Raw genomic sequence first — 17,695 nt, forward strand, 5'->3', positions numbered from 1 at the left:
GTGAACGACCAAATGCCGAGTATTCTTCCCTATTCCCATAACTCTCCAATTATTGACTCAATATCTTTTATTTCAAGGGTATTTTCTAGTATCATGCATTGATTATAACACGCGTTTGATTCCTGAAAAATCCTGACGATATTGGGTCGGGGTACGGCCTTTGCTTTTTCTGAATACCCTGTTAAAATTTGCAATGCTATTGAAACCGCACATAAAGGCGATTTCGGAGATGCTCAAATCCTTTTCGATCAACCAACGGGAAGCATAGCCAATCCGTACATCGTTTAAATATTCAACAAAAGTCTTCCCGGTTCTTTTCTTAATAAATCGATTGAAGGAAACATTACTCATATTAAGTAACTCTGAAACTTCCGATAAGGTTATTTTTGAGGGGTAGTTCTCTTGGATATATTCATAGAGTTGTTTGATCTTGTCGCTGTTTTCAAAATTTTCCAGATGTATGGTCGATGTGGACAGTAGTCGCTGGTTCCTGGAATTAGCAAGATCGTACAATATGGAAAGTAGTTCCAAAAAATAATCGATTCCGCCCAATTTAGATACCTTGATTATCCTAGGGGCCATTGCCCTGGTGGTTTCCTCCGAAAACAAAATACCATGTAAGGAACGGTCAAACAAGTCCTTTAAAGGTTTCATTATAGTCCTTCTCAAAAAAGCGCCATCAAACAAGTCTTCATGAAACTGTATGGTAACCTCACGAATGTCCTTTTGGGTGCATTTGTGCTGTTCCCAACCATGATATAGGCTGGAGCCGATAAGGACAAGCTCTATATCTTCTATTTCTTCAATACTATCCCCAACGATACGTTGCACACCTTTTCCTCCCGAAATAAAGTTAAGCTCCATTTCTGGATGGAAATGGACCGGGAAATCAAAAAAATCCTTGGTCCTATCAAAGACCAAAAAACTATCCAAACTGGATAAAGGGGTAATCTCGCGGTGTATTTTTTTTAGAATTTCCAAGAATTATCTTATTATTTTGCCGGATTTAGTCATTCAAATGATAAAATCCTATCAGGACAATATTAACAATTTTTTTAGATTTGAAATTAGATTTAGCCTAAAAATATCGTCTAAAATTGTCAATACTTTAAAAATCAATATTTTGATTTATTGTTTTAACAATCTTTTTCTGTCCCTCATCGAACAAAACGTCAATAACGTATGCTACAAGGCGTAGATATTGTAATAATACTTGCCTATCTCCTGGCCACCGTTATTATAGGTCTGGTACTGCGTAAGAAAGCGCAAAAAAGCAAGGATGATTATCTCCTAGGGGGTAAATCCCTGCCCTGGTATATGTTAGGCCTGTCCAACGCTTCTGGAATGTTTGATATTTCAGGGACAATGTGGCTGGTGACCCTAACCTTTGTTTATGGGCTAAAAAGTATTTGGATTCCTTGGCTATGGCCGGTTTTCAATCAAGTATTCTTAATGATATACCTCTCTGCGTGGCTAAGGAGGTCCAATGTCACTACGGGAGCGGAGTGGATTTTCTTTCGCTTTGGAGAGGGAAAGGGCGGTAAATGGTCACATACTGTAGTGGTCCTATTTGCCATAGTCAGTTGTTTGGGATTCCTTGCCTATGGATTTATAGGTTTGGGGAAGTTTGTAGAAATCTTTATTCCTTGGGAAGCTGTAAGCGCTTATATTCCCTTTGACATCGCTCCAAAATTTGTCCCTCATTTTTACGGTACGGTATTTACCTTGTTCGCGGTTTTCTATTCTGTTTTGGGCGGAATGTCCGGAATTGTATGGACCGACCTTTTACAATTTACAATAATGACCATTTCTTCCATCGCCATTGCTGTAATCGCCTGGGTGGCTATGGGAGAGCATACGTTGACCGTACCGGAAGGTTGGATGGATCCCTTTTTTGGATGGAACTTGGACGTAGATTGGACCGGGATTATTTCCGAGGTGAACGAGAAAATAACTTCCGATGGTTTCTCCTTATTTACCATTTTCTTCATGTTATGCGTGTTCAAAGGAATCCTTTCCAGCGTTGCCGGACCGGCACCGAATTACGACATGCAAAAGATACTATCAACCAAATCGCCCAAGGATGCGGCCAAGATGAGCGGTTTTGTCTCCTTGGCCCTTATGCCTACCCGTTATCTAATGATAGGTGGATTTGCCATCTTAGGCATTCTTTTTTACGATCAGTTGGATCTACAGCGCGGAGGGGTTATTGATTTTGAGCAGATTTTGCCTTCGGCCATTAGCCAATTTGTGCCTGTTGGATTAATGGGGCTATTATTGGCTGGTCTCTTGGCAGCATTTATGAGCACTTTTGCAGGGACTTTGAATGCTGCCCAGGCCTATTTGGTGAATGATATTTATTTGCGTTATAAAAAAGATGCCAAACCCAAGCAGGTCAACAGAATGAATTACGCCAGTGGAATTGTAGTTGTCATTGTGAGTATTGTTCTTGGCTTTTATGTAAAGGACGTAAATTCCATAACACAGTGGATCGTATCAGCACTTTGGGGTGGCTATATCGTGTCCAATATTCTAAAATGGCATTGGTGGCGTTTCAATGGGGAAGGCTATTTCTGGGGTATGTTGTCCGGGTTGGTGCCAGCCATACTTTTCCCCTTGGTATTCCCTGAGACCTTGGAATTGTACCTCTTTCCCTTGTTGCTTGTTATTACAGCACTAGGTTGTATCATCGGAACCTATACAGGAGCTCCCACGGAAGAGTCAAAACTTATCGATTTTTACAAGAAAACACGTCCCTGGGGCTTTTGGAAACCTATTGAATCCAAGGTTTTGGCCAAAGACCCCAATTTCAAAAAGAATACGCTCTTTAAAAGGGATATGTTCAACGTTTTTGTAGGTGTTATTGCCCAAACCTTATTGGTCATCATACCGCTGTACCTTATCCTTAGGGAATATTACTCCTTATTGATATGCATGGCACTTCTGGCCTTATGTGGAATCTTGCTTAAAAAACTATGGTGGGACAAATTAGACCAACAACTTTAAAATATCCAACAAACTATGATAACCGTTAACAGTGCAAAAAAAATCAAGAACTATAACACCTTGATGGAAAGTCACAAAACGCTTATCCAAAAAAGGAATACGCCCATTAGCGAGGGCAACGGAATTTACAACCGATATGAAAACCCCATTATAACTGCCGCTCATACCCCAATACACTGGCGCTATGACCTTAATAATCAAACTAATCCGCATGGATTGGAACGTATAGGTATAAATGCCGCCTTTAATGCCGGGGCTATTAAATGGCAGGGAAAATATCTCTTGATGGTTAGAGTGGAAGGTAATGACCGAAAATCGTTCTTTGCCTTTGCGCAAAGTGACAATGGACTGGATAATTTCGAATTTTGGAACAAACCCTTTTTACTTCCGCAAAATGCAAATCCGGACATTAATGCCTATGATATGCGTTTGGTTAGGCACGAAGACGGTTTTATCTATGGTATTTTTTGTTCCGAACGAAAAGACCCCAATGCCTTGGAAACCGATACTTCGGCGGCTATAGCCAACGCAGGAATCATTAGATCAAAGGATTTGAAAAATTGGGAGCGTCTCCCGGATTTAATCTCGAATTCCAAACAACAACGTAATGTAACCCTTCATCCCGAGTTCGTAAATGGAAAGTATGCTATTTATACCAGACCACAGGACGGTTTTATAGAGACAGGTTCCGGAGGAGGAATAGGTCTAGGATTTATTGAAAAGATGACCCATCCTAAAGTAAAAGATGAAGTAATCATCAACAACAAACAGTACCATACCGTTTATGAGCTCAAAAATGGTCAAGGACCTTCACCCTTAAAGACTAAGAAAGGTTGGTTGCACCTGGCGCACGGTGTACGTAATACCGCTGCAGGACTGCGTTACGTACTCTATATGTTCATGACGGATTTAAATGATATTACCAAGGTCATACATCAACCAGGGGGATACTTTATGGCCCCTAACGACACGGAAATTTATGGGGATGTGGGCAATGTCCTGTTTTGCAATGGGTGGATTGCCAATGAAGATGGTAAGGTCTTTATCTATTATGCCTCCTCGGATACGCGGATGCATGTAGCCACTTCCACTATAGATATTTTGGTAGACTATTGCAAAAATACCCCGCAAGATAAATTGAGTACCAATGGTTCTGTTGAAAATATTCTTTCATTGATCGAAAAAAACAAGGGATTGTATTAAAATATTCCCCTTTATTTGTTTAGTTTTTTGAGTTTGCAAACGGCACCCTTGAACACTTTGTCAAGGGTGTTTTTTTGAATAATCAGAAGTCCCGCAACTGCACCATGGCTTCATCTACGGTCTTCACCGGGAGTTTACAGGTACTGTTCTGACAAACATAAATAAAGGTACCATCCTCTTTATATCGGTCCTTAAACAAAGGAAAGTCACTTTCAGATAGACTCCCCACTACCAAAGAATTTGGAATGGATTTTTGGTTCAGGTTATTTACCAAGGGAAGTGCATTTTTGCCAACCACGGCAATCTCATAATAGACAAAGGTGTTGTGCAGCAATAAGGTATTCCATTTGGAATAGCTTGCCGCACTTTCCCCGATCAATGGCATCATGGAAGAAAGCATAGATTTTGATTTTTCTAAAAACCCAGTATCGTAATGTAGATGCCCCAAAACAAACAGATTATGCGCCATTACCGCATTGGGCGAAGGCAAGACCCCATCATCCGTTTTAATGATCCGAGCGATAAGTTCATTATTCTTGTTATAGTGGTACATTCCCGAAGCTCGATCCAGGAATTGGTCCTGTGCTTTATCGGATAAGGCCTGAGCAAAATCCAGATATGAAGTTTCCAAGGTTACACCGTATAATTTCAGCGATGCATCTGCTAAAAATGCATAATCCTCCAAAAATCCACCAATATGCTTTCCGCCTTCCTTATAGGAATGGATAAGTTCACCATTTTGATAACTTTTTTCCGTGAGAAATCTAAATATGGCCTTGGCCTTTTCCAAATGCCCTTTCTGACCAAATGCCTTATACGCATCCACAAAACCATTGATCAAAAGGGCATTCCAGGAAGTAATGACCTTATCGTCCAAACTTGGACGTATTCGCAGCTTCCGGGCATCCAGAAGCTGTTCTTTCCAGCTTTTTTTAGCGGAATTCAACACGTTCCGTGGCACATCATTTTCTTTGGAAAAATCCACATCCTCCACCGACTTATGGAGCACATAGGTATCCTCCTGCCAAGCATCTTCTGCCTTAATATTGTAGTATTTGGCAAACAGTTCAAAGTCTTCATCCAAAACAGATTCGAGCTCCTCCTTTCCCCATATATAAAATTTCCCTTCTTCTCCCTCACTATCCGCGTCCATAGCAGCATAATACCCCCCTTCCGGATGCTTCATCTCCCTTTCCAAAAAAGCTATGGTTTCCAGGACCTTATCCCTATATTCCAACTCGTTGTAGACTGCAAAGGCCTTTGAATAAAGACTTAAGGCCTGGGCATTGTCATACAACATCTTTTCAAAGTGCGGCACTTTCCAGCGTGTATCCGTGCTATAACGAAAAAATCCACCTCCGATATGGTCATAAATTCCGCCCAATATTATTTTGTCCAATGTATTTTTTACATGGGCCTTAACCAGATCGTCCTTGGCCAAAAGTGCATAATCCATTAGAAAATTCAGATTTACCGGAATCATGAATTTTTGTATTCCTTGATCTCCGCCCCATTCCAAATCCCAAAAAGGCTTCCAGCTATCCACACTTTTGTGCAGGGCATCTTCGTTCAATAGTTCAAAATCCGTTGACGGTGCTATCAAATTGACCTCTTGTATACCCTGGGCTACCATATTCGAATATTCAGCAGCTTTCTCCGGGTCATTTTTATACATATCGCTGACTTTGGACAAGACTTGCATCCATTGATCTTTTGTATGGTATGTATTTCCGTATAGTGGTTTCCCATTAGGCAATATAATCACGTTCAAGGGCCATCCGGAGTTACTATCGATCAGTCTCACAAAGGTTTGGTAGATATTATCTATATCGGGGCGTTCTTCTCGATCTACCTTTATGCTAATAAAGCTTTCGTTCATTATTTTGGCGACCTCCTCATCCTCGAACGTCTCTTCCTCCATAACATGGCACCAATGACAAGATGAATATCCTATACTGACCAAAACCAACTTATTTTCCTTTTTGGCCTCGTCCAAGGCTTCTTGGCTCCATGGGCGCCAATTTACAGGGTTATGGGCATGCTGTAATAAATATGGACTGGTTTCATTGGCCAGGGCATTGGTATATTTATGTATCGTGGATTGCTGCTTGGCCTTTTCTTCACATGAAGATATAAGAAGTAAAAGCACAAGGAAAAAGGTTCCCTGAAGACGTCGTATCATAAGTACCAAACTAATAGTAATCGCTAAAATACCGTTTTGCCATACAAGGAAATGTTAATGGACTGCTATTGTTTTTTGCTTGTAAAACTAGAAGCAGGTAGACCTGCACCATTGAACAAGTTTGGTTCCGCAATATTGTCCCAAGCAAAACGCACCTTGCTGGGCACTTTTACCTCTTTTGAAGACAGGATCACCTTATCATTTTTAATAATGGCCTTGGCCGGATAAAATTGACCACCCTCACCGGCCATTTCAAAATGGGTGATCTTTTTCCCTTTGGAAAATAGGCCTTCCGCATTGTCAAAGGTAACTTCTACTTTTTTACCTTGAATGGTCATCGTATTAAATAACGGACTATGAACAACACCCTCAATTTTTTTATAGTGCTCCTTCAGGGCAATGTTTGCCATCCGAAGTCCAACATCCTGTTTATTTGGTGGATGAATGTCATCTATGGTAGCAATATCGCTGGTAACTACCATTCCGCTATTGGGAATCATTTTTAAGGCCCTTCGTTGCTGATCGCGAATCAATACACCCACTTCCTCGGTACCGTATTTATAAGGTGCGATCTGTACATAATAAAATGGAAACTCGTATCCCCATGCATTTCTCCAGGAAGCTACCATTTCAGAAAATAGCTTTGCATAGGTATTATAGTTTGCCGTATTGGACTCTCCCTGATACCATATGGTACCGGCAATCGTATACGGCACTATTGGGTAAACCATAGCATTATAAAGGGCCGCTGCAAAACCTGGGCTCCATTTATTATTTTCCACAGCTTTGGCAGCTTCCCTAAGATCCGAATGATCCTCAAATACCGATACCGGTGTCCAAACTTCGGCTGGAGTGCCGCCCCAGGCATTGTCTATTAAGCCTATTGGCACATTCAACTCCCCTTGAAGCCTCTGTGCAAAAAAGTAGGCCACAGCACTAAAATCCTTCATGGTATCCGGGGTACAGACTTCCCAGCTTCCGGGAACGCTCTCCTGTGGAAATTCTGAAGTACGCTTGGGAATGGTAAGCAATCTGATGTTCGGGTAATGCGCATTTTTAATCTCCTCTTCGGCATTATCGATCCCTGCACCGGTCGTAGCACTCCATTCCATATTGGACTGGCCGGAACAAAGCCATACCTCCCCTACCAAAACGTTTTGCAGCACAATTTCATTTTCTCCTTTAATGGTAATTGTAAAGGGACCACCAGCCTGCGGGGTAGCAACAAGAACCTTCCACTTAGTATCCAAAGCGGTCTTTACCGTATATTGTTTTTGGTCCCATCCCGTGGTAATCGTAACCTCTTCGTTCAAATTGCCCCATCCCCAAAAGGCTACCTCTGTATTCCGCTGTAAGACCATATTATCCGAAAAGATATCGGGAAGCGTTACCTCTGCGGTTGATAAATGTATGCCCGATAGGAAAATCAGCAGAATAAAAAGTTTGGTCTTCATAATTTAAAGGTTTAGCACAATTGTTATTAAATATACTTATTTGACACAAATTGTTAACATTATATTTTCTAAAATGATTTCAATATCTTTAGTACCAAACAGATAACCGATACAATGACAAATAAAGATTCAAACATTAAAAGAAGACAATTCCTAAAAGGTACAACGGCGGCCATGGTGCTCTCCTCTTTCGGAGCGTATGGTTTTGATTTAATGAACAAGGAAAAACCGGTCCGTGTTGGACTCATAGGAACGGGATGGTATGGAAAGAGCGATCTTTTTCGTTTGATTCAAGTGGCTCCTGTAGAAGTGGTTTCCCTGTGCGATCCGGATAATAACTTGCTTACGGAGGCTGCAGAATTAGTAAGCCAACGCCAGAAATCAGGTAAAAAACCCAAACTCTACTCCGATTATCGAAAAATGCTTGCGAAAAAAGATTTGGACTTGGTCCTTGTGGGAAGCCCAGATCACTGGCACGCATTACATGGTATTGAGGCCATGAAATCCGGTGCCCATGTATACTTGCAAAAGCCTATCAGTGTGGATGTTATGGAGGGCGAAGCCCTGGTAGCCGCAGCAAGAAAATATAACCGCGTGGTTCAAATTGGTACCCAGCGTAAAAGTACCCCCCATCTCATCGATGCAAAAAAACGGGTTGTAGAAGCCGGATTGTTGGGGAAAATATCCCATGTGGAAATGTGTTGTTATTTTCACATGAGGGCCAACGGTAATCCCCCTGAACAGGAAGTGCCCGAGTTTTTGGACTATGAGATGTGGACAGGTCCTGCGCCATTACGCCCATATGATGGCCTGCCCCATAAACGATGGTGGCGTACCTTTATGGAATATGGCAACGGCATTATGGGTGATATGTGCGTGCACATGTTGGATACAGTCCGTTGGATGCTGGATTTGGGCTGGCCCAATAAAATTAGTTCTACTGGAGGTATTTATGTTCAGAAGGATGGAAAATCCAATATTGCGGATACCCAAAGTGCCGTATTTGAATATGATGGCCTTAACTGTGTTTGGCAACATCGTTCTTGGGGGGCTCCAGCAGATCCGGAATATCCTTGGTCCTTTAAATTATATGGCGACAAAGGAACCCTGGCCGGGAGCACCATGCAAGCGGATTTTATTCCCTATGGTGATGATGAGGAACCCATACATTTTGATGTTTTGTACGAGAAAGAGAAGTACCCGGAAGATGTTACCGAAAAAGATATTGAATTAAATGCGGCTCCCGCAACGCGTTGGCATATGAATGATTGGCTATCGGCCATCGATAAAGGTACTTTGCCCGTGGCGGATGTTTTGGACGGACACATCTCCACGGCCAGCTGTATTCTCGCCAATATGGCCATGGATCTTAAAAGGCCCTTGGTATACGATCCGGAAAAACGAATAGTGGTCAACGATCCGGAAGCCACAGCATTATTGCAAAGACCGTATCGGGGCGGTTGGGAACATCCACATCCCGATCAATTTGAAAACTGATCACTTATTGTGGTCCCGGCCTTTTAGATTAAATCAGCAGCGGTTTGGATTCCTATTACTTATTCTGCCCAAATTGGGAGTTCGACCGTAATACCCATAATGGGCAATATAAAATAGTATAGTAGCAACGGAAGTACCACGATACAAATGAGGTTTAACCAAAAACCTGTCTTTGCCATATCCGATACTCGAATCCGGCCACTTGCAAAAATAACGGTATTTGTACCCGTACCGGAAGGCATCATAAACGCAAAAGAACACGCAAAGGTTGCTGGGACCATGATTAATAGTGGATTTATGCTGCCTGCCACCCCCATTGCCGCTAATACAGGTAGAAATATCGTAGCTGTAGCCGTGTTGGAATTTACCTCTGTAATGAAGATAATAAGGGCAACAATACCCAATAAGATCAGGAATTCAGGAAGGTTGCCAATAACTAAAAAAGAGTTCCCCATCCACTCCGCCAGACCTGTACTTTTGAACCCGGAACCCAAGGCTAAGCCACCTCCCAAGAACATGGCCACTCCCCAAGGTACACTACTCGCAGTTCTCCAATCCATTAGTTTGCCATCTTTCCCATCACTAATTAAAAACAAAAGGATAGCTCCAAAAAGTGCCACCGTACTATCATGTACATAATCCGCTACTCCTAAAAGGCTGCCCCATCCAGAAAGAACAAAATCGCCGATAATCAAGTCTTTTCTAAAAACCCAACCCAAGGCAGTAAGTAAAAAAAGAATCAATACTCTTTTCTCCCCACCACTCATTTTTCCTAAACGATTTATTTCATTAGTAAGCCCGAAATTGACCAATTTTGCATCCTTTCGTATTCCTAGGAACAAGACTAGATAGACCCAAATAACGGGAATGAAGATAATTACCAGCGGCAAAGCTATTTTCATCCAGTCCACAAAATCGATTTCCGGTGCACCCGGATATAGTTTGTCCATTAATCCTGCAAAAACCAAGTTGGGCGGGGTCCCGATAAGGGTACCGGTTCCTCCAACACTGGCAGCATAAGCAATTCCTAAAAGGAGTGCCAGTCCAAAATTCCCTACATTGTTTCCTTTCTGTTTTTTAATGAGTGATGTAGCAATGGGTAACATGATCAGAACGACGGCCATATTGGTAATCCACATGGATAAAAGTGCCGTTGCCACCATAAAACCTAAGATAATCTTCCGTTGACCCGTGCCTAAAAGACCTATGGTACGCAACGCTATTCTTCTATGAAGATTTTGCTTCTCTACACCTTTGGCCAAGATAAAAGCTCCCAAAAGCATAAGCACATAATCGTGGCCGTAGACCTTGGTAGTCTCAGCTGAATTCAGAATACCCAAGATAGGAAACAATACTACTGGCAAAAATGCAGTAATATAAATGGGAATAGCTTCGGTAACCCACCAAACAATCATTAATAGAGCAATGGCCCCCATCTTTTTTCCTTCCAAGGAAAGTCCATCCGGAGTAGGCAGGACCAAGATTGCCAAAAACAATAGTATGCCAAGCCAGAGACCGATTCTATTGCTAGATTTCATTGATGTGACTTAAAACCCGAGCTATTGTTTTGAAAATATACCATAAATTTTGCTTGTACTTTGCTCTGCTAAAATCGTTATAATTGAAATTGTACGAGCAGCTCTTTTCACTAGCAGGTACCGAAAAACTAAAGATGGGATAAATTAAAGTTTTTCTAACTTGGCCACGATACGATCAAAACAATCGTTTAGAAATTTTTCCTTGTCAATATCTTTATAAAGGTATACGTCTTTGTTCTCAAAGACATCTACTTTCACTTCGGTCACCCATTCTGGATGTAACATGGCCTCTATCAAGGCAATATCCCATAGCACACGTTCTTCCCTACCTCCATCATCATGATCAAACCAATGTTGTACCAGATAATCACCCAAGGCATGCTTGCCTTCCAAACGTTCTTTGGTTTCCGAAAACTTGGATTTCATCTGATTCACCTCACTTACGGGAAGAATATGCATTTCTACCTCAGAGGATAATAGTAATGCAATAGCTTGCGGATCCATCATGGGATTAAAATCGGTACGCTTGGAGATATTGTTCTCAAAGTCATAGGTGGTACCCAACCAATACAGTTTTATTTTTGAACTGATGGTAGGGTCAATAAAAACAGCGGAAGCAACATTGGTAAGGGCCCCAAGGGCAACAATGGTTAATTTTTCTCCAGCCGCCTGAAGATGTGCCCCCTTAATAATGTTATAGGTAGCCGCCGAATGCAAGGCCATATCTCCCCAATCATACATTCTTCTGTGCCCTCCCCGTAAAAGTTTTGTATTCTCCGGTTTTAAATAGGCGGCCAATACTTGGTTTATTCTATGGCCTTCTTCCATACTACGATCCGAAGTCCATTGGCTGGCCTGCCATTGTGTAGCATTCAACGCCTGAATTTCCCAGGTGGGCTCGGCAAAGGCACGAACTATGGCAAAAGGGTCGTCCACTTCATTGGCCGTATCCGCATCCAAAATGATCTTGGTCTTTTCCTGGGCCTGTCCTATGGATATGAAAAAACAAACAAAGGCCAATAGAGGTAATAGGTAAAGTTTCATAGTTGGTAATGTGCGTTATTATTAGTTTATCGCTAATATATCCAATACTTTTAGAAAAGCTTTTCTGGATAATATCAAAAAAATAGGTTTTGGTAGTTTTGTAACAGAAAATGTCAAAAACAAGTTAACCCTTATTGTTCATAGCCATTACTTGTTCTGCAATTGGTTCTGTTTAGGGGAAGGGCAAATTTTTAAATCAAGAACGTATCAAGCAAAACCAAAATGAAAAATCTATTTGTATTAGTCTTCATATTGATTCAAGTTTCATGTCAACACCAAGTTTCGGAAAAAGAGGATATTGCTGCCATACGCAATCTTTTGGAGACGCAGGCAAAATCCTGGTCCAACCATGATATTGAAGGTTTTATGGAAGGGTATCAAAAATCCGATTCCGTAGCCTATTTTGGGGGCGGCAATGTACGGTATGGTTATCAGGCCATGTTGGATGGTTATAAAGAAAGGTATCCCACCAAGGCCCATACCGGAACACTTGCGTTTACGCTTCATGATATTTCAAAAATTAGTGAAGATGCCTATTGGGTAATGGGCGAATATCATTTGACCCGAGAAGTTGGCGATGCCAATGGAACCTTTATGATCGTTCTTAAACGAATCAACGGTGAATGGAAAATTATAGGTGACTCTTCCTGTTAACGGTGTCTCAAGAAATCAACTGAATTTTCGATCTGGGGTAAACGGGTTAAGATCCATATCCGGTTTTTCATCATCTACGAGCTGTTGTACAAATTTACCCGTTATAGGCCCCAAGCTCCACCCCATCATGGCATGGCCGGTGGCAATAATGAGGTTGGAAAAGCCCTTGAACTTGCCTATGTAGGGTAACCCGTCCGGTGAAACAGGACGTAGTCCCATCTTGGCCTTACTTTTTTCTTCGGCTGTTATTTCAAGTTCTGGATAAAACCGATGTGCACCCTTGGCAATGGCTTGTACCCGCTCCTTACGTATGGTGTGGTTTATACCGGAGAATTCCATGGTTCCTGCAAACCGTGTAAACCCGCGCATTGGGGTGACTGCCATTTTGGCTTCCATAAGGATGGCGGGTAGGGTAATTCCGGTATCCCTAGACACATTTATACTATACCCCTTACCCGCTTGAAGCGGTAAAACTTTTCCCAGTAATTTGGCGAGCTTGCCACTCCAAGACCCTGCGGCAAGTACTATTTCATCTGCCCTATAGGCGTTTTTCGAGGTTTGCACTTCGGTTATTTTATCGCCCTTCACCGTTATATTCTGTACCTCTTCATCCAATTTCAAGTTTACACCAACACGTTTTAGATGTTCTACCATTTTGGGCATGAACTCTGTGGGGGTAGTATGTCCATCGCATTCATAATAAATTGCTCCCTTCGCATCGATCTTCACATCGGGTTGCAGTCGTCCAAGGCCTTTAGCATCTAATTCGGAAACTTCCAGACCTAATTTTCCAGCCTTCTGTGCTACAAGTAGTTCATGTTCCTGAGCGGCCTTTGTTTGATAGAGCATTAATAATCCTTGGCGTTCCAGCTGAAAATCACCTAAGTCTCCAGAGTTCTTGATATCTTGAAAGAGTTCCCTACTCAATACGTTAATATCTTTAATGACCGGAATGGCCTTTTCCACTTTCGCCCTGGTCGAAGACCTGTGGAAATACCAAGACCATTTTAAGAAATCCAGATCCCAACGGGGTTTAATGAACAAAGGGCTGGAAGAGTCCATCATCCATTTCAATCCCTGCATGAGAACACCTGGTGCTGCCAACGGGATAATGTGACTAGGTGTTAAATACCCTGCATTTACAAAGGAAGCTCCAGAACTTATGTTGGATTTATCGATTACTATAACCTCATGGCCCGCCTTGCTTAAAAAGTACGCCGAGCACAGTCCTATAATTCCACCTCCAACAATGATAACTTTTTTTCCCATATCAAATTACCTGAAACCCATAAGCATAGGGATCGTCCTCATCTATGGTTATGGTATTATGCCCATAGATTCTTGCCCAGCCCTTTATACTAGGCCTAATGGCAGTTTCTCCCAACAGTGTTGTTTCCTGCTCTACCCTTCCCTCAAATTTGGATCCGATAAAACTTTCATGTACAAAGGGTTCTCCAACGGAAAGTCTCCCTTTGGCATACCATTGGGCCATCCGTGCGGAAGTACCCGTTCCACAAGGTGATCGGTCAATGGCCTTATCCCCATAGAATACTGCATTGCGTGCCGTGGCATCCGGTGATAGGGTGTCTCCCGACCACATGATGTGACTCACATCCCTGATTGTATTATCTTCGGGATGGATGAATCGGTCAGGGTATTTAAGATTGATTTTCTCCCGGATTTCTTGGCTAAATCGTATCAATTCATTTGCCGAAAAATCCTGAAGGCCTGAAAAATTAGGCTGATTGTCAAAAATGGCATAGAAGTTACCTCCGTAAGCTACATCAAATTCCAACTCCCCTAGAACGTTACTGGTAATGGTAAGCCCTGAAGCTGCGAGATAGGATTTCACATTGGTCAGCTTTACCCATTCTACTTTGGTATCCTTGAGTCCATATTCAATTTCAACAAGACCTGCCGGAGTTTCCAAACGTATTTGTCCCGGAACTTTTGGCGTAATAATGCCCTCTTCGAGTGCTATAGTTACGCTACCAATAGTACCATGGCCACACATAGGTAGGCAACCGCTCGTTTCTATAAAAAGAATGCCTACATCGTTATTGGAATCCATCGGTGGGTACAGGATGCTTCCACTCATCATATCATGGCCACGGGGTTCGAACATGAGCCCTCTTCGAATCCAGTCGAATTTCTTTATGAAGTGTTGCCGCTTCTCGGCCATATTGGAACCCCTTAGTTTTGGCCCACCGGTCATGACCAATCTTACTGGATTTCCACAAGTATGAGCATCGATACAATCAAATCTGTGTACGGACATGTCGAAATAAGTCAAAATTTACTGGGCTATTTAATCTAGGAGATGGCATAGTTCCTTTACTTTCGCCAATCACCAAAACCATAAAGATTTTTGCCAAGTAGTCAAATTTTTGAAGTAGTATATTTTCCATCCACCAAGCGCATTATGTCCAAAGGATTACCATCTTTTAAGGCATCCGGCAAATGTTTTTGCGGCCAATTCTGATAGGAAACAGGTCTTACCCAACGTTGAATAGCAGCAGTTCCGACGGAAGTAAAACGACTGTCGGTACTCGCCGGAAAGGGTCCACCATGTTGCATTGAGGGGCAGACTTCCACACCTGTAGGAACCCCATTAAAAATCAAACGCCCTACCCTATTCTTTAGCGTCTCAACAACAGGGCCATAATTCTCCAGCTCTTCCTCATTTCCCAAAACAGTCCCCGTCAATTGACCTTCCAGTAGATCGATTACTTTCTCCAGTTCATTCGTGTTCTCGCATTGCACCAGAACTGAGAAAGGTCCAAAAACCTCCTGATGCAATTTGGGGTTGGCCATAAAATCCGAACTGTCTACCTTTAATATCCGTTGCTTTCCATAGTTGGGCGGTACTTCCGTATCAAAGGAAGCCACTACTTCAGTTTTGGATTGGGAAGAGAGTTCTTCTTTTCCTTTTTCGTATCCCTTGTGAATATTAGGGTGCAACATGCATCCCGGTTCAATTTTTTCTATCTCTTTTCCCAAAATGGAACCAAACTCTTCAAATTCTTTGCCTTTAACACCTAAAAGCAATCCCGGATTGGTACAAAATTGTCCTGCTCCCAAGGTAATGGAGCCCGCGTAACTCTTTGCCCAATCTTCGCCGTTTTCCCCTAATGCTCCCGGTAGTGCCACAACAGGGTTGATACTGCCCATTTCCGCAAAAACCGGTATAGGTTCCTTGCGCTCATTGGCCAATTGGTACAGTGCGGTTCCACCTCGGATACTGCCTGTAAAACCAACACCTTTAACATTGGGGTGCATCACCAACTTTTGGCCCACTTCAATTCCACTACTATTCAGATTGGAAAAGACACCATCCGGTATTCCTGTACGTTCAACCGCTCGGATAATGGCAGAGGCCACCAGTTCTCCAGTACCGGCATGCATGGGATGACTTTTTACAATGACAGGGCAACCGGCCGCTAGTGCACTGGCCGTGTCCCCACCGGCCGTTGAAAAGGCCAAGGGAAAATTACTGGATCCAAAAACAACTATGGGACCAATAGGAACCAACATTTTTCGAATATCCGTTTTAGGCAAAGGCTGACGCTCCGGCTGTGCGGTATCTATGGTAGCATCTACCCAGGAACCTTCTTTCAACAAATCGGCAAAGGCCCGTAATTGCCCCATGGTACGGCCTCGTTCACCTTTTGCACGACCTTCGGGAAGTCCGGATTCTTGCATATAAACCCGTATCAATCCATCTCCGAGGTTTTCTATTTCCTCGGCAATCGCAATAAGAAAATCAGCTTTTTGTTTTCCAGACGTATTCCTGAAGGCTTTATAAGCGGATTTTGCCTTCTCTGCAGCAGTATTGATTTCCCCATCCGTTGCTTCGTGAAAATTCCATTCCGTCGGTATGTTCAATTTTGGGTCGAACGTGCTATAGGTAATATTACCTTTGGCCGAAAGCTCGTTACCCACAAAGTTTTTCCCTGTTATCATGAATAATCTCTATAAAATTATTTTCCGTGAACGATTTCGTGTAGTCGGTCGAAGATAAAAAACAAATGCTAAAAGAAGGTGCATTATCTAAAATTTATCTTGCCAATGAAGTCGTTTGAATTTTAGATTTCTGTAACTGGAAAAACCTAAAATTCCAATTCGATTATTAGAGGGATTTGGCCAATGACCTATACTCCGGTAATTCCGGTCGTGTGCGAAGTCCCTCATCTATAACTTGTAGAACGCGATTTCGTTCCCGGCCCTCCAATTTCAATCTTGGGGCCCTTACATGTTCAGTACCGATACCCGTAGCCACTTCGGCCAACTTAATGTTCTGCACCAACTGTGGGCTAATGTCCAGCTCCAAAAGCGGAAGGAACCAGCGGTATATTTCAGTGGCTTTCTTAATCTTGCCCGCTTTGGCCAGCTCATAAATAGCCACCGTCTCCGAAGGGAAGGCACATACCAATCCGGCTACCCATCCGTCCGCGCCTAGCAAAAGGCTTTCTAAAGCAAGTGGATCTACCCCAGTAAGAATTTTTAAACGCTTCCCAAATCTATTACGTAACCTACCAATGTTAATGATATCCCTTGTAGATTCCTTTACCGCTCCAATATTTTTAAGCTCCAACAGTTCCTCGAACATATCACAGGTTACCTCAATTTTGTAATCGACCGGGTTATTGTATATCATTATGGGCAAGCTGCTGTTTTGGGCCACTTCCTTAAAATAAACAACAGTTTCATGATCCGTGGCCTTATAGCGCATAGGTGGTAGCACCATCAAAGCATCTGCTCCATGCTTTTCCGCATTTTGGGCCGCTGCAATGGCTGCCTTGGTCGCCTGCTCCGCTATGGTCATTACTACAGGTATATTACCGGATACGGTTTGTAGGGTCTCCTTTATCAAAACCTCCTTTTCATCTTCAACGAGTGTACTGGCCTCTCCCAAGGATCCTCCTAAAACAATACCGTGTACCCCGGCATCCATTTGAGCTTGGATGTTCTTATTGAACATTTTTAAATCCAGTGTATCGTCCTCGGTGAATTTAGTAGTTATCGCAGGCATCACGCCTTCCCATTGTACTTTCATGATTATACTATATTGGAATTTATGGTGAAACTAATTCTTACCTAAAAGATACGCAAGGAAA

General features: G+C 42.5%; 13 protein-coding genes. 4 read left to right on the forward strand and 9 right to left on the reverse strand.

The features are described from left to right. Window positions 1-102: 102 nt before the first annotated feature. Entirely contained in the window at window positions 103-981 is an 879-nt protein-coding gene (locus tag ACP2AF_RS19210) for a helix-turn-helix domain-containing protein (protein ID WP_425237763.1), read from the reverse strand. A gap of 201 nt (window positions 982-1,182) precedes the next feature. Here ACP2AF_RS19210 and ACP2AF_RS19215 point away from each other — a divergent pair, with 201 nt between their 5' ends. Continuing rightward, window positions 1,183-3,006, forward strand: coding sequence for a sodium:solute symporter family protein (locus ACP2AF_RS19215; RefSeq protein ID WP_425237764.1), 1,824 nt, complete (start codon window positions 1,183-1,185; stop codon window positions 3,004-3,006). Between the two features lie 15 nt (window positions 3,007-3,021). Then, window positions 3,022-4,209 (forward strand): glycosidase, encoded by a 1,188-nt coding sequence (locus ACP2AF_RS19220; protein WP_425237765.1) that lies wholly within the window; start codon window positions 3,022-3,024, stop codon window positions 4,207-4,209. Between the two features lie 82 nt (window positions 4,210-4,291). Here the strand turns inward: ACP2AF_RS19220 and ACP2AF_RS19225 are convergent, their stop codons facing one another. Further along, window positions 4,292-6,391: a thioredoxin domain-containing protein gene (locus tag ACP2AF_RS19225; RefSeq protein ID WP_425237766.1), complete on the reverse strand. Its 2,100-nt coding sequence runs from the start codon at window positions 6,389-6,391 to the stop codon at window positions 4,292-4,294. 65 nt (window positions 6,392-6,456) lie between these two features. Beyond that, a complete protein-coding gene (locus ACP2AF_RS19230) occupies window positions 6,457-7,845 on the reverse strand; it encodes a sialate O-acetylesterase (protein ID WP_425237767.1) in 1,389 nt (462 codons plus the stop codon). A 114-nt stretch (window positions 7,846-7,959) separates the two neighbouring features. On the opposite strand from ACP2AF_RS19230, the gene ACP2AF_RS19235 reads away from it, so the two are divergent. Next, entirely contained in the window at window positions 7,960-9,342 is a 1,383-nt protein-coding gene (locus ACP2AF_RS19235; protein WP_425237768.1) for a Gfo/Idh/MocA family protein, read from the forward strand. Window positions 9,343-9,401: 59 nt separating this feature from the next. Here ACP2AF_RS19235 and ACP2AF_RS19240 read toward each other — a convergent pair whose 3' ends face one another. Together ACP2AF_RS19240 and ACP2AF_RS19245 are read right to left on the reverse strand one after the other, a co-directional pair. Beyond that, window positions 9,402-10,880 carry an SLC13 family permease gene (locus tag ACP2AF_RS19240; RefSeq protein WP_425237769.1) on the reverse strand — a complete coding sequence of 493 codons (1,479 nt, stop codon included), beginning with the start codon at window positions 10,878-10,880 and terminating at the stop codon, window positions 9,402-9,404. 144 nt (window positions 10,881-11,024) lie between these two features. Beyond that, window positions 11,025-11,924: a nucleoside hydrolase gene (locus ACP2AF_RS19245; RefSeq protein WP_425237770.1), complete on the reverse strand. Its 900-nt coding sequence runs from the start codon at window positions 11,922-11,924 to the stop codon at window positions 11,025-11,027. Between the two features lie 222 nt (window positions 11,925-12,146). Between ACP2AF_RS19245 and ACP2AF_RS19250 the strand changes: the two genes are divergently transcribed. Beyond that, on the forward strand, window positions 12,147-12,578 hold the full coding sequence (locus tag ACP2AF_RS19250; RefSeq protein WP_425237771.1) for a YybH family protein: 432 nt from the start codon (window positions 12,147-12,149) through the stop codon (window positions 12,576-12,578). Window positions 12,579-12,593: 15 nt separating this feature from the next. On the opposite strand, the gene ACP2AF_RS19255 is transcribed toward ACP2AF_RS19250, so the two are convergent. The 4 genes from ACP2AF_RS19255 to ACP2AF_RS19270 all read right to left on the reverse strand — a co-directional run bounded on the left by ACP2AF_RS19255 (window position 12,594) and on the right by ACP2AF_RS19270 (window position 17,634). Continuing rightward, window positions 12,594-13,847 (reverse strand): NAD(P)/FAD-dependent oxidoreductase, encoded by a 1,254-nt coding sequence (locus tag ACP2AF_RS19255; protein WP_425237772.1) that lies wholly within the window; start codon window positions 13,845-13,847, stop codon window positions 12,594-12,596. 1 nt (window position 13,848) lies between these two features. Further along, the gene (locus ACP2AF_RS19260; protein WP_425237773.1) at window positions 13,849-14,856 is read right to left on the reverse strand and encodes a 4-hydroxyproline epimerase; all 1,008 of its coding nucleotides are present in this window, start codon (window positions 14,854-14,856) and stop codon (window positions 13,849-13,851) included. A 101-nt stretch (window positions 14,857-14,957) separates the two neighbouring features. Beyond that, the gene (locus ACP2AF_RS19265) at window positions 14,958-16,541 is read right to left on the reverse strand and encodes an aldehyde dehydrogenase (NADP(+)) (RefSeq protein WP_425237774.1); all 1,584 of its coding nucleotides are present in this window, start codon (window positions 16,539-16,541) and stop codon (window positions 14,958-14,960) included. Window positions 16,542-16,707: 166 nt separating this feature from the next. Next, window positions 16,708-17,634, reverse strand: coding sequence for a dihydrodipicolinate synthase family protein (locus ACP2AF_RS19270; RefSeq protein WP_425237775.1), 927 nt, complete (start codon window positions 17,632-17,634; stop codon window positions 16,708-16,710). Between the last annotated feature and the right edge of the window lie 61 nt (window positions 17,635-17,695).

Origin of the sequence: Ulvibacterium sp., assembly GCF_965248315.1 — a bacterium.
Taxonomy (GTDB): Bacteria; Bacteroidota; Bacteroidia; order Flavobacteriales; family Flavobacteriaceae; genus Ulvibacterium.